22 protein-coding genes are annotated in these 19,992 nt (G+C 41.4%); 9 read left to right on the forward strand and 13 right to left on the reverse strand.

Going from position 1 to position 19,992, the window contains the following annotated elements; translation table 11 throughout:
- From KTR07_RS06440 to KTR07_RS06455, 4 genes are all read right to left on the reverse strand, one after another.
- Positions 1 to 444 carry a nitrophenyl compound nitroreductase subunit ArsF family protein gene (locus KTR07_RS06440; protein WP_217315249.1) on the reverse strand — a complete coding sequence of 148 codons (444 nt, stop codon included), beginning with the start codon at positions 442 to 444 and terminating at the stop codon, positions 1 to 3.
- Between the two features lie 10 nt (positions 445 to 454).
- Positions 455 to 688: a thioredoxin family protein gene (locus KTR07_RS06445; protein ID WP_217315251.1), complete on the reverse strand. Its 234-nt coding sequence runs from the start codon at positions 686 to 688 to the stop codon at positions 455 to 457.
- 77 nt (positions 689 to 765) lie between these two features.
- Entirely contained in the window at positions 766 to 1,092 is a 327-nt protein-coding gene (locus KTR07_RS06450; RefSeq protein ID WP_016267521.1) for a helix-turn-helix transcriptional regulator, read from the reverse strand.
- Between the two features lie 146 nt (positions 1,093 to 1,238).
- Positions 1,239 to 2,573: a DUF3874 domain-containing protein gene (locus tag KTR07_RS06455; RefSeq protein WP_217315253.1), complete on the reverse strand. Its 1,335-nt coding sequence runs from the start codon at positions 2,571 to 2,573 to the stop codon at positions 1,239 to 1,241.
- Between the two features lie 339 nt (positions 2,574 to 2,912).
- Between KTR07_RS06455 and KTR07_RS06460 the strand changes: the two genes are divergently transcribed.
- The gene (locus tag KTR07_RS06460) at positions 2,913 to 3,533 is read left to right on the forward strand and encodes an HU family DNA-binding protein (RefSeq protein ID WP_217315255.1); all 621 of its coding nucleotides are present in this window, start codon (positions 2,913 to 2,915) and stop codon (positions 3,531 to 3,533) included.
- Between the two features lie 127 nt (positions 3,534 to 3,660).
- Here the strand turns inward: KTR07_RS06460 and xylE are convergent, their stop codons facing one another.
- From xylE to KTR07_RS06480, 4 genes are all read right to left on the reverse strand, one after another.
- A complete protein-coding gene (xylE, locus tag KTR07_RS06465) occupies positions 3,661 to 5,115 on the reverse strand; it encodes a D-xylose transporter XylE (protein ID WP_055217964.1) in 1,455 nt (484 codons plus the stop codon).
- A 102-nt stretch (positions 5,116 to 5,217) separates the two neighbouring features.
- On the reverse strand, positions 5,218 to 6,534 hold the full coding sequence (gene xylA / locus KTR07_RS06470; RefSeq protein ID WP_011107447.1) for a xylose isomerase: 1,317 nt from the start codon (positions 6,532 to 6,534) through the stop codon (positions 5,218 to 5,220).
- 12 nt (positions 6,535 to 6,546) lie between these two features.
- Positions 6,547 to 8,040, reverse strand: coding sequence for a xylulokinase (locus KTR07_RS06475; RefSeq protein WP_217315257.1), 1,494 nt, complete (start codon positions 8,038 to 8,040; stop codon positions 6,547 to 6,549).
- 67 nt (positions 8,041 to 8,107) lie between these two features.
- Entirely contained in the window at positions 8,108 to 8,839 is a 732-nt protein-coding gene (locus tag KTR07_RS06480; protein ID WP_011107446.1) for an NUDIX domain-containing protein, read from the reverse strand.
- A 340-nt stretch (positions 8,840 to 9,179) separates the two neighbouring features.
- Between KTR07_RS06480 and thiD the strand changes: the two genes are divergently transcribed.
- The 4 genes from thiD (at position 9,180) to sucD (ending at position 13,174) form a co-directional block, all read left to right on the forward strand.
- The gene (gene thiD, locus KTR07_RS06485; RefSeq protein ID WP_008765649.1) at positions 9,180 to 10,016 is read left to right on the forward strand and encodes a bifunctional hydroxymethylpyrimidine kinase/phosphomethylpyrimidine kinase; all 837 of its coding nucleotides are present in this window, start codon (positions 9,180 to 9,182) and stop codon (positions 10,014 to 10,016) included.
- Positions 10,017 to 10,066: 50 nt separating this feature from the next.
- A complete protein-coding gene (fabD, locus tag KTR07_RS06490) occupies positions 10,067 to 10,954 on the forward strand; it encodes an ACP S-malonyltransferase (RefSeq protein WP_008765648.1) in 888 nt (295 codons plus the stop codon).
- Between the two features lie 199 nt (positions 10,955 to 11,153).
- Positions 11,154 to 12,284 (forward strand): ADP-forming succinate--CoA ligase subunit beta, encoded by a 1,131-nt coding sequence (gene sucC / locus KTR07_RS06495; RefSeq protein WP_008765647.1) that lies wholly within the window; start codon positions 11,154 to 11,156, stop codon positions 12,282 to 12,284.
- Between the two features lie 29 nt (positions 12,285 to 12,313).
- Positions 12,314 to 13,174, forward strand: a complete 861-nt coding sequence (gene sucD, locus KTR07_RS06500; RefSeq protein ID WP_008765646.1) for a succinate--CoA ligase subunit alpha — start codon at positions 12,314 to 12,316, stop codon at positions 13,172 to 13,174.
- 102 nt (positions 13,175 to 13,276) lie between these two features.
- Here the strand turns inward: sucD and KTR07_RS06505 are convergent, their stop codons facing one another.
- The gene (locus tag KTR07_RS06505; protein WP_008765645.1) at positions 13,277 to 13,999 is read right to left on the reverse strand and encodes a DUF4396 domain-containing protein; all 723 of its coding nucleotides are present in this window, start codon (positions 13,997 to 13,999) and stop codon (positions 13,277 to 13,279) included.
- 138 nt (positions 14,000 to 14,137) lie between these two features.
- On the opposite strand from KTR07_RS06505, the gene KTR07_RS06510 reads away from it, so the two are divergent.
- Positions 14,138 to 14,311: a hypothetical protein gene (locus KTR07_RS06510; RefSeq protein ID WP_008761485.1), complete on the forward strand. Its 174-nt coding sequence runs from the start codon at positions 14,138 to 14,140 to the stop codon at positions 14,309 to 14,311.
- Between the two features lie 78 nt (positions 14,312 to 14,389).
- Here the strand turns inward: KTR07_RS06510 and KTR07_RS06515 are convergent, their stop codons facing one another.
- From KTR07_RS06515 to KTR07_RS06525, 3 genes are all read right to left on the reverse strand, one after another.
- Positions 14,390 to 15,892, reverse strand: a complete 1,503-nt coding sequence (locus tag KTR07_RS06515) for a glutamine synthetase family protein (protein ID WP_008765644.1) — start codon at positions 15,890 to 15,892, stop codon at positions 14,390 to 14,392.
- A 181-nt stretch (positions 15,893 to 16,073) separates the two neighbouring features.
- Positions 16,074 to 16,319: an RNA-binding protein gene (locus KTR07_RS06520; RefSeq protein WP_008765643.1), complete on the reverse strand. Its 246-nt coding sequence runs from the start codon at positions 16,317 to 16,319 to the stop codon at positions 16,074 to 16,076.
- A 415-nt stretch (positions 16,320 to 16,734) separates the two neighbouring features.
- The gene (locus KTR07_RS06525) at positions 16,735 to 16,998 is read right to left on the reverse strand and encodes a DUF6268 family outer membrane beta-barrel protein (protein ID WP_224200682.1); all 264 of its coding nucleotides are present in this window, start codon (positions 16,996 to 16,998) and stop codon (positions 16,735 to 16,737) included.
- A 67-nt stretch (positions 16,999 to 17,065) separates the two neighbouring features.
- On the opposite strand from KTR07_RS06525, the gene KTR07_RS06530 reads away from it, so the two are divergent.
- Entirely contained in the window at positions 17,066 to 17,788 is a 723-nt protein-coding gene (locus KTR07_RS06530) for a DUF169 domain-containing protein (protein WP_011107443.1), read from the forward strand.
- A 4-nt stretch (positions 17,789 to 17,792) separates the two neighbouring features.
- Complete coding sequence (locus KTR07_RS06535) at positions 17,793 to 18,299, forward strand: GNAT family N-acetyltransferase (RefSeq protein ID WP_011107442.1); 507 nt, start codon at positions 17,793 to 17,795, stop codon at positions 18,297 to 18,299.
- Between the two features lie 125 nt (positions 18,300 to 18,424).
- Here the strand turns inward: KTR07_RS06535 and KTR07_RS06540 are convergent, their stop codons facing one another.
- Positions 18,425 to 18,748: a hypothetical protein gene (locus tag KTR07_RS06540; RefSeq protein ID WP_008765641.1), complete on the reverse strand. Its 324-nt coding sequence runs from the start codon at positions 18,746 to 18,748 to the stop codon at positions 18,425 to 18,427.
- Between the two features lie 272 nt (positions 18,749 to 19,020).
- On the opposite strand from KTR07_RS06540, the gene KTR07_RS06545 reads away from it, so the two are divergent.
- Positions 19,021 to 19,908, forward strand: a complete 888-nt coding sequence (locus tag KTR07_RS06545; RefSeq protein ID WP_008765640.1) for a polyphosphate kinase 2 family protein — start codon at positions 19,021 to 19,023, stop codon at positions 19,906 to 19,908.
- The last annotated feature ends 84 nt before the right edge of the window (positions 19,909 to 19,992 follow it).

Genomic DNA, 19,992 nt, shown 5'->3' on the forward strand with positions numbered 1-19,992 from the left:
CTACAACTGTTTTAGCAATTCATCAACTTTATTTTTAATTCCCTCTTTAAATTTGTCCGGTGATTTTCTTGCATTGGAAAAACTGAACTCCGTCATGTTGTTTACATTTTCTTTTCCATCTTTCCAGCCATTCACAAACAATGACGACCAAGTAACCTCGTACTTGTCCGCAATTTGCCCGTTTTCTTTTTTTGAAATATCTATAACCTTATAGATAATCCTATCGTCTGCCTGCTCTTTGGAATAAAGGCTATCCAAAAGGGCTACTGTATTAGTTTCTATTGCCCGACAGGTGATACAACGCTGCGCTCCGTGGAAATAAAGCACCTCAATATGGTCAGGCTGCTTTTCTTCCATACTCTGTGCCTCTGTTTTTGCTTTTGCACCATTACTACAGGATATTAAGATAATGGTTGAGAATAGTAAATAAAAGAATTTCTTCATAACTATAGTATTATTGGGTTATCAATTCTTTTACTTCTGCAAGTGATAATCTTTTCCCAGCAGATACGATTTTTCCGTCAATGACTAAAGCCGGAAGACTTAAAACATTATATTCCATGATTTTTAATAAATCTTCCTCTTTGATTAATACGACATCGCACCCCAATTCAGAAATTGCTTGTTTAGTTGTTTCATACAATGCTCTACAGCCTGCACACCCGGTTCCCAATACTTTGATTTCCATTTTTTATTCTATATTAAAGTTTATCTCTTAATCGTAATTCGTAGAACTACGAACAATATTCTTAAAAAAAAGTGCTGTTATCCACAGCACGATGTTCCTGTACATTTACAATCTCCCAAAAATGCAGCAAATAATTTGCGGGCAAGTTCCCAATTTTCCTTATTAATACAATATCGCACCTTGGGCGTTTCTATTTCTCCCTGAATTAATCCTGCATCTTTCAGCTCTTTCAAGTGCTGTGAAACGGTTGCTTTGGCAATAGGCAATTCTTCGTGAATATCTCCGAAGAAACAACTTTCCTGTTTAGCCAAGAAACTAAGAATAGCCATTCGTGCCGGGTGTCCCATAGCTTTAGCAAAACGAGCTATCTGCTCCTGCTCTACTGTATACTGCTTTTCTTTCACTTCAATATCTCCTCCTTTTTATTGTTCGCAAAACTACGAACAATATTTTAATCCGCAAAATTAATTAGGTATTTTTTCAAGGAGTAAGCATAAAATGTATATATCAGCAAATCATTTTTCACAATAACCACCTGTATAATAACGCATTACAATGACACTTCTTTTTTCTCGGCCGAAAGATTAAACACATAATATCGATTTCCGAAAGACGTATGCTTTGCCATATATCCCATGGCTGAAAGTTTCAGGCCCAATTGACGTGCAGAGACCTCTTTCAAAGCTGCAGAGTTGAACTTACGCATCACTTGAAATATTTCAGCTGTTGTCAGCCAGATACCTTTTTCCGTTTCCAAAGGATGGCGGAAACAACAATGAAACACATCTTCTAGTAAGGATTGGCGATAATATGCCTTGTTATGTTTCTGCAGAGCCTTTTCTTCTTCTTTGTTTAAATAATCCGGTGCGCCGGATTTCAGCTCTTCTTTCAGCTGCGCATATATTTGCTTATGCTCCAAAGGTTCTTCCGAAATAGGTTTTAACACCTCCACACACAGAAAACGACGACTTCCTGTGGAGTCAATCAATACCTGATAGACATTTGTTGTGGCTATAAAAGAAGCAAGACGGGACTCATTCACCCATCCCAGTCGCTTGCCGCGAAAAACGGGAACATTCACCATTTGAAGAAGATTCTTTAATGTAGCCTGTTGACTCTCTTTAATCTTATCAAATTCGTCTAAATTAATCAATCCGTTTTTCACGAGCTTCTTCTCCGGCGAACTGCCTGCTGCCAGATTCAGATTATCAATAAAATAATGCCGTAATGAGTCGGGCATCAGCAATCGGCAAAAAGTACTTTTACTCAATCCCTGCTTCCCGCTTATCAATACAGGAGTAAGTACATTGGCGTGCAGACGTTCTTCCCCACTCCACTGTGAAAGCATTGCCCGTAACCAGCAACGTCCTCCTCTTAGCCATATCTCATTATCTGAAACACGTAGCAATAAAGGGGTCACACGATCTACTCCATCCCAACCCGGCAATTCCTTTACATAAAGATGGAAAGGATTATAAGACTCCACTTTGTTTGAAAGAACCATGGTGGGTACATCCCCTCTCCAGCAAGGTATTCCTTCCAGGCGGGCATCCACAATCATTCCATTCATTTCGCGTTCATCAATAGGTCGGAAACAGTTCTTTCCACTCTTCTCCCTATATTCCGTAGCTCCTGTCAAATTGTTATAACGGAAATCAAAATTGTCATTCAAATACTCTTTTAATTGCAAAGTCAACGATTGACTCCATTTATTAGATTTACCCGTTTTTTCACCTGTCTTCTCAGACTCCTCCTTCTTCTTCAGTGTCTTTTGTTCCACGATTTCGGATACCTCGTAATTGGCAACTACCGGCTCCTGCATTTGCTGTTTCTGCGCAAACAATTGTTTTATAGTCTCTACCATTTCTCTAATTATTGTTTTCATACTTGCTGTTTTTTTAAAATTATTGTGAGGTTTGAGACACAAAAATAGACTACCGAATACCGGATTTGCAAATAAGCTGATTCATTCTTTTTTGAAAAATGATCTAACAGAAATAACCCTTTGAAGTGTTGTTTTTGATTAGAATTATTAGTAATTTTGACGCATCATATTAGGCGTAGCACCAGTCGTGCGATAGCTATCGCACATAATGAGCGACAGTTATTACACAATATGTGAGTTAGCTGTTGCACATAATGTGAGCCAATCAATAGAAAGGCACAAAATAAATAAAATGACTGCGTAAGTCTGCTAATTGATACGCACAAAACAACTAAAGCAATGAATGCACTTTATGATTTCTTCCTGACTCCCCAACCTAAAGATTCCAATAAAACGAGATATCATGCCCGACTGGTTGTACGGGACACCATCACACTGGAAGATATAGCCGAAACGATTGAGTCCAGAAGTAGTTTAAGACAAAGCGACGTAATAGGGTCTTTTATAGAGTTTGCCAATGTTTTCAAACAAGAATTATCCAACGGGAATAGTATTCACATTCCGGGAATCGGTTCATTCCGTATCAAAGCGGAATCACCCGAAGTACGTTCTCCCAAAGAAATCCGTGCCGAAAATATTCATTGCAGTGGAATCGTTTTTACTCCGGAAAAAGATTTGCTTCGCGAATTAAAGGCTACGACTTTTGAAAAGGTTAGTGAGACCCACAGGTCACAGGAATTGAGCGATATAGAAATAGATGGGAGATTAGCTGAATTTTTCAAAGATAACTCTTGTATTACCACACAGCAGCTTTGTTCATTATGTGGACTTCGAAAAGCCACTGCACTCCGCAGATTACAAAAGCGGGTGGATGAAGGAAAGCTGACTCACCCGGGCTATATCCGTTCTCCTTTTTATTTTCCTGTGTCGGGATGGTTTGGAGTATCCAAAAATAGATAATGCAAAATATCCTACTGAATTACTGACTGTTACATATATATATGATTATGACATCATACAATTTGCATGATGTCATAATCTTAATAATCTCACGTCACAATGACATGATAAAAAGCACTAACCTAATTTATTTATTTTTCTTCCAGAGCTTACTCATATCTTCCAGCGTCTTCCCTTTAGTCTCGGGTACCCAACGCCAGACAAAGATAGCGGCAGCGACACAGATGATTCCGTATAAGCTATATGCAAACATCGGACTGAAGTCATACAATGCCGGGAAAGTAGAAGATACGATGTAGTTGAATATCCATTGGAAAGCCACTGCAATAGCAACTGCTTTACCACGAATAGTATTCGGGAAGATTTCTGAAATCAAGACCCAGCAAATCGGTCCCCATGACATCATGAAGAAAGCAGCGTATACGATGATAGAAAGTACCGGAAGAACACCTTTGATTGCCATACTATCACACATTGCCACTGCAAATGCTCCTACAGCCATACCAATAGATCCGATAATCAGCAATGGTTTACGACCAAAGCGGTCTACCGTAAAGATAGCAACCAGCGTAAAGATAATGTTTACAATACCCATAATCACTGTCTGCATCATACCACCACCTTCGGCACCTGCATTTTCGAAAATACGCGGAGCATAGTAAAGTACTGCATTAATACCGATCGCCTGCTGGAATACGGACAGTAGAATACCGATCACAATCACTGTTACTCCATAAGTAAAGAGTTTCTCTGTTTTTTCCTGAGCAGTAGCCTTAATATCATTAAGAATTTCCTGAGCTTTATTCTTACCGTTGATTTTCTCCAGAATAGTGTAAGCCTTTTCTTCCTGCTGTACAAGAACCAAATAACGGGGAGTCTTTGGAACAAAGAACAGCAACAGGCCGAAGAAAGCGGCAGGGAAGGCTTCCGAACCAAACATATAACGCCATCCTTCCTGAACTGTCCACATATCCGACTCAGCACTTACTGACAGCACACCGGCAGCATCTTTCAGAATAATCGGATTCTGATGGTCACCCATAATCAGATAATTCACAAAGTACACAACCAACATACCAAAGATTATGGCAAACTGATTGCACGAAACAAGGGTTCCACGAATATTGGAAGGAGCAATCTCAGCAATATACATCGGACATACCGCCGAAGCCAGTCCTACTCCGATACCTCCCAGAACACGATACAGATTGAATGCTATCAACAAATCCATATTCGGTTTTCCGTATTCGAAGAAAAGAACTTCCGGATAATAAGAGCCAAGAGCCGAGAGGAAAAATAATACAGCAGCAAGCCGCAATGAGTTACGACGTCCCAAACGGGAAGCAAAGACACCGGATAAAGCACCACCCAGCACGCAGCCTATCAATGCGCTGGAAGAAGTAATGCCATGCATTACCTTATTATACTGAAAATCGGAAGCGGACAGGAAGAAGGCTTCGAGCCCTTTTTCCGCGCCGGATATAACCGCCGTATCATAACCGAAGAGCAAACCGCCCAAAATAGCAACAGAAGTAATCGAATACAAGTAGAGTTTACTTCCTTCGTTCGTTGTATTATTCATAGTTTTAAAAAGTGGATAAAGTAGTGTAGTAGTTGGATTAGAAAAAGTCAGGCGATAAAGCAGCAGCCCTACCGCTGCTTTACCGCCTGTTTTAAATATTAATTAGCAATACATATTCAGAATTGCCTCATAAAGTTCTTGCTTGCCGCTAGTCTGTTTCGGTTCGCCTTTTGTTTTTGCATAAGCAACCACATCCTCCAGAGTCAGCTTGCCGTCTTCAAATTCTTTACCTTTGCCGCCATCGAATGAAGCATAACGGTCAGCCAGCATCTTCTTATAGGGAGACTCGTCGAGCAGAGCTGCTGCGCTTTCGAGTGCACGGGCCATAGCGTCCATACCTGCGATGTGAGCGATAAAGATATCTTCCAGATCAGTAGAATTACGACGGGTTTTAGCATCAAAGTTCGTACCACCGGTACCGAGACCACCATTACGGATAATCTGCATCATAGCCTGAGTCAGTTCATAATTGTCGATCGGGAATTGGTCTGTATCCCAGCCATTCTGATAGTCACCACGATTGGCGTCAATTGAGCCCAACATACCATTGTCTACAGCTACAGCCAATTCATGCTCGAAAGTGTGACCTGCCAAAGTTGCGTGATTCACCTCGATATTTACTTTGAAATCCTTATCCAGACCATGAGCTTTCAGGAAGCCGATTACAGTTTCCGTATCTACGTCATATTGATGTTTAGTCGGTTCCATCGGTTTCGGTTCGATCAGGAAAGTACCTTTGAAACCACGGGCACGGGCATAGTCACGAGCAATCGTCAACATCTGTGCAAGGTGTTCTTTTTCACGTTTCTGATCTGTGTTCAGAAGAGACATATATCCTTCACGACCACCCCAGAATACATAATTCTCTCCGCCAAGTTCAATCGTTGCATCAATCGCATTTTTAATCTGAACAGCAGCACGAGCTACTACATCGAAGTCAGGATTGGTAGCTGCACCGTTCATATAGCGAGCGTGACCGAATACATTAGCAGTACCCCACAATAGTTTGATACCGGTTTCTGCCTGTTTCTGTTTTGCATAAGCTACGATTTCTTTCAGGTTAGCTTCGTATTCTTCTACACTGGCACCTTCCGAAACCAAGTCTACGTCATGGAAGCAATAGTATTCGATACCCATCTTCTGCATGAATTCAAATCCTGCATCCATCTTATCTTTTGCTGCCTGTATAGCATCTGCATTACCATTCCATGGAAATTGCTTTGTTCCGCCACCGAACTGATCACCACCTTCAGCACACAATGTGTGCCACCATGCCATAGCGAATCTCAGCCAATCCTTCATCTTTTTACCATTAATCACCTTCTCTGCATCGTAATAACGGAATGCCATCGGGTTCTTACTATCTTTACCTTCAAATTTAATCTTTTCAATTCCCGGAAAAAATTCTTTTGTTGCCATAATTCTTGTTATTTAAAAAGTTATTATATCGTTATTTATATTATATTTCCATCTGGCGTATGCGTCGGCGTATTCCTGACGTTTAGCTATATTCGGTTCGATAACATCCAGTTTATCAAGAGTTGCAAATGCCTCATTATTATCTTTATAAATGTCTGCACCGATACCCGCGCCCTTCGCTGCTCCTACAGAACCGTCCGTATCATAAAGTTCGATAGTGGCTCCGGTCACTCCTGCCAATGTATCACGGAAGATGGAGCTAAGGAACATATTTGCATGGCCGGCATGAATCTTTTTGACCGGAATTCCCATTTGTTCCATAATGTCGATACCGTATTTAAAAGAAAATACAATTCCTTCCTGTGCAGCACGAATAATATGATGTTTGCCATGTGCATTGAAGTCTACCCCCCGAATGCTGCAACCTATCTCCTTATTATTCAGCATACGTTCCGCACCATTACCAAAAGGCAGGATGCTGATACCTGCGCTCCCGATCGGCGCCTTGGAAGCCAACACATTCATTTCATTGTACGAGATACCTTCGGGAGCTATATTTCTTTTTACCCATGAATTGAGAATCCCTGTTCCGTTGATGCAAAGTAATACTCCCAGACGTGTCTGTTCCATCGTATGATTCACGTGCGCAAAGGTGTTGACACGGGATTGAGGATCATAATTCACTTCACCATTCACACCATAGACAACTCCCGATGTTCCTGCCGTAGAAGCGATTTCACCCGGATTGAACACATTCAAAGAAAGCGCATTGTTCGGCTGGTCACCGGCACGATAAGTAATCGGTGTTCCTTCCTTCAATCCCAGTTCATTCGCAGCAACTGCATTTACACGCCCTTGTTCTGCAAAAGTCGGTTTGATATCCGCAATAAGTGAAGAGTCGAAGCCATAGTAATCCATCAGGAAATCGGCTACACGATTATTTTTGAAGTCCCAGAACATTCCTTCCGAAAGACCGGAAACAGTCGTGCAGATATCTCCGCTTAACTTCATGGCGATATAATCCCCCGGAAGCATTATCTTATATATCTGCTCATAGACAGCCGGTTCATTTTGTTTGATCCAAGCCAGTTTAGACGCTGTAAAGTTACCGGGTGAGTTCAGCAAATGAGAAAGGCATCTCTCCTCTCCGATTGTTTCAAATGCTTGCTGCCCAAAAGGCACCGCACGAGAATCACACCAGATAATGGCAGGACGCAATACTTGCTGATTCTTATCTACACATACCAGTCCGTGCATTTGATAGGAAATACCGATAGCTTTAATCTCAGCAGCACTCACTCCTGACTCCGCCATAATAGCTTGCGTGGACAACTTCAGGTTTTCCCACCAACTCTCAGGATCTTGTTCTGCCCATCCGGGATTAACTGCGATAATCTTCGCTTCTGTTTTCGGGAAGAACGCTGACGATACACATTTACCTGTTTCAGCATTGACCAGACTCGCTTTAACGGACGAGCTACCTATATCATAACCTAATAGAAACATGATGATTTTTAAAATTTTGAATTATATATTTAAACAGACAGCCTGTTCACTTATTACTTATTACCTACTACCGTCTCACCTTATTATATATCTTCTTATCAAATTTATAATAACGTGCTGCACGATGAGCTACCCCCTGCTGTTTTTCTTCCAAAGGAACTACATATTCCATCATCGCTATTTTCTTATGGAAATTGCGTACATCCACAGGCTTGTCATATACCAACTCAAAAAGAGTCCTCAACTGAGCAGCGGTAAATTTACGTGGAAGCAACTCAAACAGCATGGAAGGATTGAACTCCACAAACTGACGGATATAGGTCATTGCCTCTTTAATAATCAGATTATGGTCGAAAGCCAACGTCATCACATCTTTCAAGGCAATCCAACAGGCCTGATGATCATCCAGATTCTTGTCCAGTGCCCGATCTATTTTCACCATCGACAGATAAGCAATTGTCACGATACGTTCAACTTTTGACTGCATAGCCCGTTCCAGCCAACGTACATCCTTTGGATTACTGGTTCTGTTTTTAGAGCCGAATGCCTTGAATTGCATCAGGTTTACATTTCTGAGCCCCGTCAATTCATACAGTACACGTTGTGCTGCTTCATCCAAATCTTCATCCATATAGATAAGGCTACCGGGAAGTTTCATATCGTGATACACTTCACCATTATCTTCGCCCGCACGTTTTACAAGTAACACTTTGAGTTGTTCTCCGTCAAAACCAATCACTACACAGTCTACTGATATGTGATTGTTTGCCAAGGGTGCTTTTTTCTGTATACTTTGCATATCCTTTTCTTTAATACGGTGCAAATATAGAGGCGCTTTATGATTCGAACAATAACAAATGACATGCTATAAAACATTGTTTTTCATAGATATACATATCATACAATCTACAATATGAGTACTTAGTGTTATCTTCTGAATTACAATATGTATTTTACCCGTTCCGGCAACGAGTAATTGTATAAAGTACAAAAAGCGGAATGACTCTTTATTATCAGCACTTTTCATATTCACCCTTTGTCTTCTCCGGCAACGGACTTATTGTATTTCAAACGATATCCCATTTTGTATCTTGCCGTTTTTATTCTATCTTTGCCGGATAAATATTAAAAAATCTAAAATGGAACGTCATCCCGTCATTTTATCCATTGCCGGTTCCGATTGTTCGGGAGGAGCGGGCATTCAGGCAGATATCAAAACAATCTCGGCATTAGGAGGCTATGCGGCATCTGCTATCACCGCCGTCACTGTGCAAAACACTCTAGGGGTACGCGCCGTCCATGCAATACCACCCGAAATTGTTTGCGGACAAATCGAAGCGGTGATGGAGGACTTGCAGCCTGTCGCTATAAAAATAGGCATGGTTAACGATATTCAGATCGTTCATGTCATTGCCGACTGTATACGGAAATATTCACCGGAGCACATCATTTATGACCCGGTGATGGTATCTACCAGCGGCCGGAAGCTGATGACAAATGAAGCCATCGAAGAGATTAAGAAAGAACTTTTGCCGCTTGTCACATTAGTCACCCCCAATATCGATGAAGCAAAGGTGCTGACAGGCAAGAGCATCCAAAATACACAGGATATGCTGGAAGCTGCCAAACAACTCTCCGACAGTTATCAGATCCATATCCTGATCAAAGGCGGACATCTGGAAGGCGATCAAATGTGCGACCTCTTATATTCTCCGGATCACACCTATTATATATATGAAGAGAAAAAGATAGAAAGTAAAAACCTGCATGGGACCGGGTGTACCCTCTCCTCCGCTATTGCAAGCTATCTGGCAAAAGGATATTCGATGAAAGAATCCATCCGTCACGCTAAAGAATACATTACTCATGCCATCATTGCAGGCAAGGACTTGAATATAGGCCATGGCAACGGACCTCTGTGGCATTTTCCCGACTCCATTGCACAAATGTGTACATTTTGTGCGGTCGTATCATAAAAATCTGTAACTTTGCACCCGCATTTAAAAATCAATTAAATAATAAAGATATGAAAGCATTTGTATTTCCCGGTCAAGGTGCTCAGTTCGTAGGAATGGGTAAAGACCTGTATGAAAACTCAGCTTTAGCAAAAGAATTGTTTGAAAAAGCAAATGATATCCTCGGATATCGCATTACAGATATCATGTTCAATGGTACAGACGAAGACCTTCGTCAGACAAAGGTTACTCAACCTGCCGTATTCCTTCACTCTGTTATCTCTGCTCTTTGTATGGGCGATGATTTCAAACCGGAAATGACAGCCGGACACTCACTCGGTGAGTTCTCTGCATTGGTGGCTGCCGGTGCCCTGAGCTTTGAAGACGGATTGAAACTGGTTTATGCTCGTGCAATGGCTATGCAAAAAGCTTGCGAAGCAACTCCTTCTACGATGGCCGCTATCATTGCATTGCCGGATGAAAAGGTAGAAGAAATCTGTGCATCTGTTAATGCAGAAGGTGAAGTTTGCGTACCTGCCAACTATAACTGCCCGGGACAAATCGTAATCTCCGGTTCTGTACCAGGCATCGAAAAAGCCTGCGAACTGATGAAAGCTGCCGGTGCAAAACGTGCTCTCCCATTAAAAGTAGGTGGTGCTTTCCACTCTCCGTTGATGGACCCGGCTAAAGTTGAGCTGGAAGCTGCTATCAACGCAACAGAAATCCATACTCCCAAATGTCCGGTATATCAGAATGTGGATGCACTTCCTCATACTGATCCCGCAGAAATCAAAAAGAATCTGGTTGCCCAGCTGACTGCTTCCGTACGTTGGACTCAGTCTGTTAAGAATATGGTTGCCGATGGTGCTACTGATTTTACAGAATGCGGACCGGGTGCAGTATTGCAGGGATTGATCAAGAAAATAGATGGTACAGTAAGCGCTCACGGCATTGCATAAGCATTCGTAGATATACTTTACCTTTTCTCAACTATAGAGCGTGTCGACTAGTTTGCCGATACGCTTTTTTTATGCTTATTAGTCAAACATGAGACAATTAATATGCTGTAAAACACACCATTAGTCTTCTCTACGAGCAAACATTCCGAATCTTTCACTTGTTTTCATTATAGGAATCATTTATTCAAATTCGCGGACCATGAAAATACATGAATATCAAGCAAAAGAAATTTTCTCCAAGTATGGGATCCCTGTTGAAAGGCATACCCTATGTCGAACGGCTGCCGGCGCAGTTGCCGCATACAAGAGAATGGGCTCGGACAGAGTGGTTATTAAAGCACAAGTGCTGACCGGCGGACGGGGAAAAGCCGGAGGTGTTAAACTGGTAGATAATACAGAAGATACCTATCAGGAAGCTAAAAACATTCTGGGTATGAGTATTAAAGGGCTTCCTGTCAATCAGATACTGGTCAGCGAGGCGGTTGATATTGCCGCAGAATACTATGTCAGCTTCACCATTGACAGAAACACACGCTCGGTCATCCTTATGATGAGTGCGTCCGGTGGTATGGATATCGAAGAAGTAGCCCGGCAATCACCGGAAAAAATCATTCGCTATGCTATTGACCCATTCATCGGTCTGCCTGATTATCTGGCACGCCGTTTCGCATTCTCGCTCTTCCCTCACATAGAACAAGCCGGCAGAATGGCCGCTATTCTGCAAGCACTCTACAAAATTTTCATGGAGAATGACGCATCGCTGGTTGAAGTAAATCCATTGGCTCTTACCGCCAAAGGCATATTGATGGCTATTGACGCCAAAATTGTTTTTGACGATAATGCTCTTTACCGCCATCCGGATGTACTGAGTTTGTTTGATCCTACAGAAGAAGAAAAAGTAGAAGCGGATGCTAAAAACAAAGGATTCAGCTACGTTCACATGGATGGAAATATAGGCTGTATGGTAAATGGCGCCGGACTTGCTATGGCAACAATGGATATGATAAAACTTCATGGGGGAAATCCTGCCAACTTCCTTGATATTGGCGGTAGTTCGAACCCTGTCAAGGTGGTTGAAGCTATGAAACTTCTCTTACAGGACGAGAAAGTAAAGGTCGTCCTGATAAACATTTTCGGAGGAATCACCCGTTGTGACGATGTAGCCATCGGTCTTATTCAGGCATTCGATCAGATTAAGAGTGATATACCTGTCATTGTCCGGCTCACAGGAACCAATGAGCATCTCGGACGTGATCTTTTACGCAACCATAGCCGTTTTCAGATAGCTACAACTATGCAGGAAGCCGCTTTAATGGCTATCAAATCTTAAGATGAAATCACATAAAAAATGAAGGAACAATGAGTATATTAATAGATAAATCCACCCGTTTGATTGTACAAGGTATTACCGGTAGAGACGGGCTTTTTCATGCCAAGAAGATGAAAGAATATGGAACGAATGTCGTTGGCGGCACTTCTCCGGGCAAGGGAGGTACGGAAGTAGACGGTATTCCGGTATTCAATACGATGCATGAAGCTGTAAAACAGACACAGGCTAATACTTCCATCATCTTTGTGCCGGCCCGTTTTGCAGCAGATACCATTATGGAAGCTGCGGATGCAGGCATCCGGCTAATAGTCTGTATCGCAGAAGGTATTCCGACCCTGGATGTCATCAAAGCACATCGGTTTGCCGAACAAAGAGGGGCAATGTTGGTTGGCCCCAACTGTCCGGGACTTATTTCTCCCGGAGAAAGTATGGTAGGAATCCTTCCGGGACAAGTCTTTCAGAAAGGAAATGTCGGTGTCATCAGCCGTAGTGGAACACTCACTTATGAAATAGTATATCACTTAACGACTAATGGTATGGGACAGTCTACTGCAATCGGCATCGGAGGAGATCCTGTGGTAGGTCTGCATTTCCTTAAACTACTGGAAATGTTCCAGAATGATCCTGAAACGAAAGCAATTGTGTTAATCGGAGAAATCGGAGGAAACGCGGAAGAACAGGCTGCTGAATATATTCGCAGTCATGTAAATAAGCCTGTAGTAGCATTTATTGCCGGACAGTCTGCTCCTCCGGGAAAACAGATGGGCCACGCAGGAGCCATTATCTCGGGAGGTTCCGGCTCGGCAAAAGACAAAATAGAGGCTTTAGAAGCTGCCGGCATACGAGTTGCACAAGAGCCTTCGGATATTCCTAAGTTACTGAAAAGATAAACAGAACCACACGGAGAAATAGAGCTTTGGGCTTTTGTTTCTCCGTGTGGTTCTATTTTATGTACCAATATATCCCCGCGATGATAAAGTAATATCTGAAATTTACATTCCCTTTTTCACGCCTAACTTTATTAATAAAGCATTCATCGGATAAGCACAGAAAAAGCCAAAAAGCATAGCCAGCTGCATCATAAACCAAAATATCCATGTGTCTTTAGGCAAAGGCTCATTGACAAATAAAACAAAATAAACGATTGCCATCCAGCCATACATTCCGATTTGCCAAGACAACAGAGAAAAGAAATCTGCTTTAAAAGCACGGGACAGTACCTTTCCCACCGATATCCTCTCCATCTCCCGAATAGCATAGAATTGAAAATAAACTCCGATGATTAACGCCAATATAAAATCAAGTACCCAGTTTCCTATAAGCTGACTTCCTGCAACGGTTACCGGGATATAATTAGTGAACCACTCTCCTATTATATCAGCCAATGTGCAGCCTGCTCCACAATGTAAAGCCGATAAAGCCACAGACTGCCAATGAGGATGTTTCATGGACATATCTCCCATCGACATATCCATATTCATGTCTTTCATACCGGACATATCCATTTTCATTTCACCACCTCCCATCTTCATGGGAGCACCTTGTCCGAACTTATTATAAGCCCATAAAGCTAAGTAACTTCCCCACAATGCAGTCAATATCCATACTGCATTCATTATCTTCATTGATTGTGGACGATGTGTCAGATCGATTGCTATGTGAACTGCAATTCCGATACCTGAACAGACTAAAAACACGGCTAATAAATTGAGCATAATTGTATATTTAAAAAGATTTTAGACTACAACAGCCCTTATTTATAAATAGTTCATCCCGTCCATTTTTAAATTCATCCCATCGAACTATTCTCCTTACTGTTTGTTTATAATTTTATTAATTAAATATTGAATTGTATGAGCAGACGTAGTCAATTAGAGCATGAAGTATCTGTTGCTCAGGAAAGAATTAAGAAGGCAGCCAAAGATACACCGAAAGATATCATAAAGTTATGGGAACAAGACTTGGTAGACTTGGAACTTGAACTCAATAACCTGGTAGATGATGAAGAAGATAATAATGAAGATTAACTAAAAGAGGGTGCACTTCATTGTGAAGTGCACCCTCTTTTAGTTGTAGTATTTTTATAAGCAGAATGCTTTTATTGCTTATCCACAGTGGAAATACTTATGTACCAGTTCCAGCATTTCTTCCGGTTTGCCTTCCATGTCGGCACGTAATGTTTTGTCCTCATAACTACGGAGCTTGCGTATAATACCGTCAATCATAGCCGGACTAAATACATTATATTGCTCGAAGACAGCACGTTGTTTTTGCAAACATTCGGCAGATGCCGCACAACTATCCGGCAATTGAGCCAATGCTTTCAGCTTGTCCTCATTCTCTTTCTGATGGATATTTACATTTACATACGTTCTCTTTGCAATGTCCAATGCCTGTTCTATCTCAAAACCATGACGGCAGGCAACAGCCAGTCCCGCAAGCAGCTGATACAAATCTGCCGAACCATCCGGAGAACGCATTTCTACCGTTTGTTTCTGGCTGGTATCAAAATGACTTTCGCTTTCCAATGGATTTGCCAAAGTACACATATCGGTCTTGGCAGCCCAGCCCAACGGTACACGCACCAATACAGAACGGTTGCGATCTCCCCAGCAAACATTGGTCGGTGCTTCCTGATGAGGAACCAAACGGAAGTAAGAAGTAGGATTGGTATTTCCGAAGGCTGTAATAGAAGGAGCAAGTTCCATCATTCCGGCGATTGCCTTACGGGCTGTTTCCGACAATACACCGTCTTTCAGCATCTGATTTTGTCCGTCCTTTACAATACGCATGTGAACATGTAGACCTGACCCGGCTTTTCCAGCCGTAATCTTAGGCGCGAATGTCACATTATACCCATATCTGTATCCCAAGTTACGAATCACCCATTTGGCAATCATCAATTGATCTGCCGCATCTTCGGCATGAACAGGCAGGAACTCTATTTCGTTCTGTTCATAAATCATGCCATCCAATGTAAAATTCCCAACCTCGGAATGACCATATTTTATCTGCCCACCCGTCTGAGCTATATATGACATACACTGCGTACGGAAATCGTTAAACTTAGCATACGGAGCAGATTCATGATAACCGCGTTGATCTGTAGCCTGAAACATTCCTGTATCCGGTGAAATAACATAGTATTCCAGCTCACCCATCGCCTGAAACTCCATACCTGTGACATCAGTAAATGCTTTACACGCTTTATGCAAAGTATGTTCCGGAGAACTTTCCAATGGCTCACCGTCTTTATTGAAGAAAGAACAAAGCATCGAAAGTGTCGGTATTTCTGCAAACGGATCGACAAAAGCGGTACGGAAACGAGGCACTACATACAGGTCGCTACTCCCCGCCTCTATAAAAGGAAACAGGCTGGAACCGTCCACCCGCTCTCCACAAGTAAGGATCGCATCCAGATAAGCCGCATTATTAATTACAAAATTCAATGTTTTCAGTCGCCCGTCAGCAGCAGGATACATGAAATTGACCATACGGATATTATTCTTCTGAATAAAAGAAATAATATCTGCCTTAGTAAACTCGGCGGCAGGCTTTTCCAAAGCAGCCACCAGACAGTTAGGATTCATTAAAAGTTCTTGATTCATCTTCTATCGGTTTGTTGTTAGTGAACCAAAGGTAAGAAAAAAATAACCGCAGACAATAAAAAGAGAGATAAATTCTTTGGACTTTAAGAAATAGTCCGGCCAGGATTCTGCAGAAACGAAAGAAGGTGTGTTGGGATCACCAACACACCTTCTTTTTATATACTGATTGTTATTCAGTCAATTAGTTCTTCGGCAAAGCCTCTTTAACTACCATCGGACGGCCTACATATTCAGCACCATTCAATTCTTTGATAGCGTTAGCTGCTTCTGTATCATCCGGCATTTCAATAAAAGCAAAGCCTTTTGATCTTCTTGTTTCACGATCTGTGATTAATTTAACTGAAGCAACTGCTCCATACTCTTCCATTACGTTTCTCAAGTCTGATTCCTTAACGTTATAGTTAAGATTTCCAATGTACAAATTCATAAAATACAAATATAAAAAATTAATAATTTCAATAACAAAGTTCTTTGGAAGTTCTTAATCAGAGATGGATATGCTCAATAAATGAGAAGATTCATGTGAAATAATCAAATCGAAATAAACCTTTTATTGTTTAGTGAGTGCAAATAACGGCATTTCGCGGGAATAATGCACTATGTTCTCTCCTTTTTCTTTTGCAAAATACCCTTTTTTATGAAATAAGACCAAAACTTAACGTATGGGTGTTCCAGTGAGAGTCTGTAATAAAGTCAGAAGCCATATTGAATGCTTTGCGCAAACTCTATCCCGGTGATACCGGGCACCTGAATATCAAGGATATGATCAGAAATACCCCTATGACTTTTAATGCTGAATATAATGTTCGTTTCACTGACATGGCGATAAAGTTACTACTTTTTCAGAACTTATACTTCATTCCCATCGAAACATATACAGCCGGTTTGAAATAAGGGTCCGTATCTCTGGACATATCTTCGAAAAAGGCCTTCAGTGTACGTGTTGTGTAATAAGCAATCCGGCTGCACGATAATCCTCCCATCTCTGCTATCAGACTTAGCTTCAGATATTTATTCAGATTCATTCCTGCCGATAGTTCCATCATAGAAACTTTGATCTGATAGCGTCCCTCAGTGCTCCATCGCTCCGTATACCAAACGTATATTTTCGGACTTTATTCTTTGCTCCTTACTTTTTTATTTTAACTTTGTACGTAGATAAAATACCTAATTATGGAAATAAAAAAATTCATCGAAAACTATCGGGAAGCTTTTGGCGAATATGCTGAATTGCCTATCGTATTCTGGTACTCGGACATTCTTGAAAATGAAACCGGGAAAGTGAACGGATGCTTCTTTAAAAGCATGAGTAAAGTCAGGGGAGGTAATACCATCAGTCTGAATGCGGAAACAATTGGTTGCGGCGGTGGTAAGTTTTATACCGGATTCACCGATATGCCCGAGCACGTGCCGACGTTCGTATCTCTAAAGGAACGATATAAGCAGACGCCGGAAATGGTAAAAAGCTTTATTGAGCAACTAGGAGTACCAAGGGCAGAAAAGGAATATCTGCATTTTGCCCGTATAGATAAAGTGGAAACGTTCGATCATTTGGAAGGAATCCTTTTTTTGGCCAATCCCGATATATTATCCGGACTGACCACCTGGGCTTTCTTCGATAATAATAAGGAGGATACAGTGATTTCCACTTTCGGGTCGGGATGCAGTTCTGTGGTCACACAGACGATTCTGGAGAATCGTAAAGGCGGATACAGAACATTCATCGGCTTCTTTGATCCATCTGTACGCCCTTATTTTGAGGCTGATATACTGAGTTATACCATTCCGATGTCGAGATTTAAGGTGATGTATGAGACTATGCGCAGCAGTTGCCTGTTTGACACACACGCATGGGGAAAGATTCGGGAAAGAAACCATAATAGCTACAAAGAATAAGAATATGGATTTTATACTTCGTCCATGGAAAGTATCTGATGCCAAAGCCTTAGCAAGGCATCTGAATAATAAGAAGATATGGGATAACTGTCGTGACGGGCTGCCTTTTCCATATACAGAAACAGATGCTGATGCCTTCATTAAATACGCTTCGGAACAAGTGGAACAGAATGAATATTGCATCGAGGCGAATCATGAGGCAATCGGTAATATCGGATTCGTCCGCGGGACGGATGTCGAACGCTTCAATGCAGAAGTCGGTTACTGGATTTCGGAAACATACTGGAACAAGGGCCTTGCAACAGCTGCTTTAGAAAGAGCTATAGAACATTATTTTCAGCATACAGATGTAATACGCCTATATGCTACGGTATATGAACACAATGCCGCATCCATGCGTGTGCTAGAGAAAGCAGGATTTCAGAAAGCAGGAATACATCGTAAGGCTTGCTTCAAAAATGGCCAGTTCATTGATGCACATTATTATGAATTACTTAAAAATAAGTCGTAAGCCTCCTTGCTTTGTTACCGTATATATTACTGCCGACTATCTTTATACAGAACCTAATACATCGAACGAGAGGTCCCAATTCATCACGAACCGGAACCTCTCTATGAGTTATTACTTTCGAAGTTTTACTTTATCTCTTTAACTTCTTCTCCTTTTTCATTCAGAAGTACGGTTACTTCCTGGGCGTCTTTTGTAGTGATAATTACTTTATAAACCTTACCGGTTTCTTTTTCGGCAACATACGCTTCCTTGATGGTAGCATCTTCATAGCTTTTCGTTATTGCCTGTGTCACTGCTTCCGGCAAATCTTTCACTTCAATCTTTGTATACTCATCCTGTGGAGCTTGTGTCTGAGTTTCCACTGCCGGAGTGTTACTTACTTCCTGTGCGAATGCTACAGAACTACCTAATCCCAATACCAATGCTACTGCTACTAATACCTTTTTCATAATCGTAATTTTTTAAGTGTGAATAATAGAACTATTGTTTCTTGTACTTAATATATAGCAAAGCAGATGCCAAACGTTTCACTCCGCCATATATAACTGATAATCAAACATATAAACAGCAGACAATATAAATATAATTGTGGAATTAGTGTGGAATTATGTAGAATCTGTTGATACATAATTGGGGAATTACTATTCAACGCTCTTAATTTGGCAAGAACTGATTTCTTTATTCAACTGTTATATACCTATAACAACCTAATTATACAACAATGAAAAAAGAAGTCTTAAAAGAGCTTACAGCCAAACCGGGGAAGGAACATCATGTATCCGATTTCAATCCCTCATTTACTGCTGATATGTCCAAACAGGATGCCAAAGAACAGTTAGCCCAAAATATCGAAAAGCTGTCAGAACTGCAAAGTATGCTTTATGCACAAGACCGCTACTCGGTTCTGGTTATTTTTCAGGCAATGGATGCTGCCGGAAAAGACGGAACGATCAAGCATGTAATGTCCGGCATCAATCCGCAAGGGTGTCAGGTGTACTCCTTTAAGCAACCTTCTGCCGAAGAACTGGATCATGACTACTTATGGAGAATTAATCGTTCGCTCCCCGAACGGGGACGAATCGGAATCTTCAACCGTTCCCAATATGAAGATGTACTGATAGCCAAAGTGCATCCCGAAATCCTGTTATCCAACAAGCTACCCGGAATACTAAAAGCGAAAGATATAGACAACGAATTTTGGAAACGCCGCTACCGGCAGATTAATGATTTCGAACGTTATCTGACTGAAAACGGGACGGTCATCATCAAATTCTTCCTGAACGTTTCAAAAGCCGAACAAAAGAAACGATTCATGGAGAGGCTGAACGATGAATCAAAGAACTGGAAATTCTCTTCTGCCGACGTCAAGGAACGGCAATACTGGGACGACTACATGAAAGCCTACTCGGATGTACTGACAGAAACTTCAACAGAGATTGCCCCGTGGTATGTGATTCCGGCAGACAACAAATGGTTCATGCGATATGCCGTCGGGCAAATTATCTGTGAACGCATGGAAAAACTGGACTTACATTATCCACAGTTATCCAAGGAGGCGCTGGAAAGACTTGAAGAATGCAAGAAAAACGTATCCGATATTAATTTCTAAACAGGATACTTTCTCAGAGTTTAACGGGTTATTTCTGTCAGGACTTGACAAAGCCCTTTTAATGTTGTATATTTGTAAGCAGAA

This window comes from Bacteroides sp. MSK.20.82, from assembly GCF_019052485.1.
GTDB classification, from domain to species: Bacteria; Bacteroidota; Bacteroidia; order Bacteroidales; family Bacteroidaceae; genus Bacteroides; species Bacteroides thetaiotaomicron.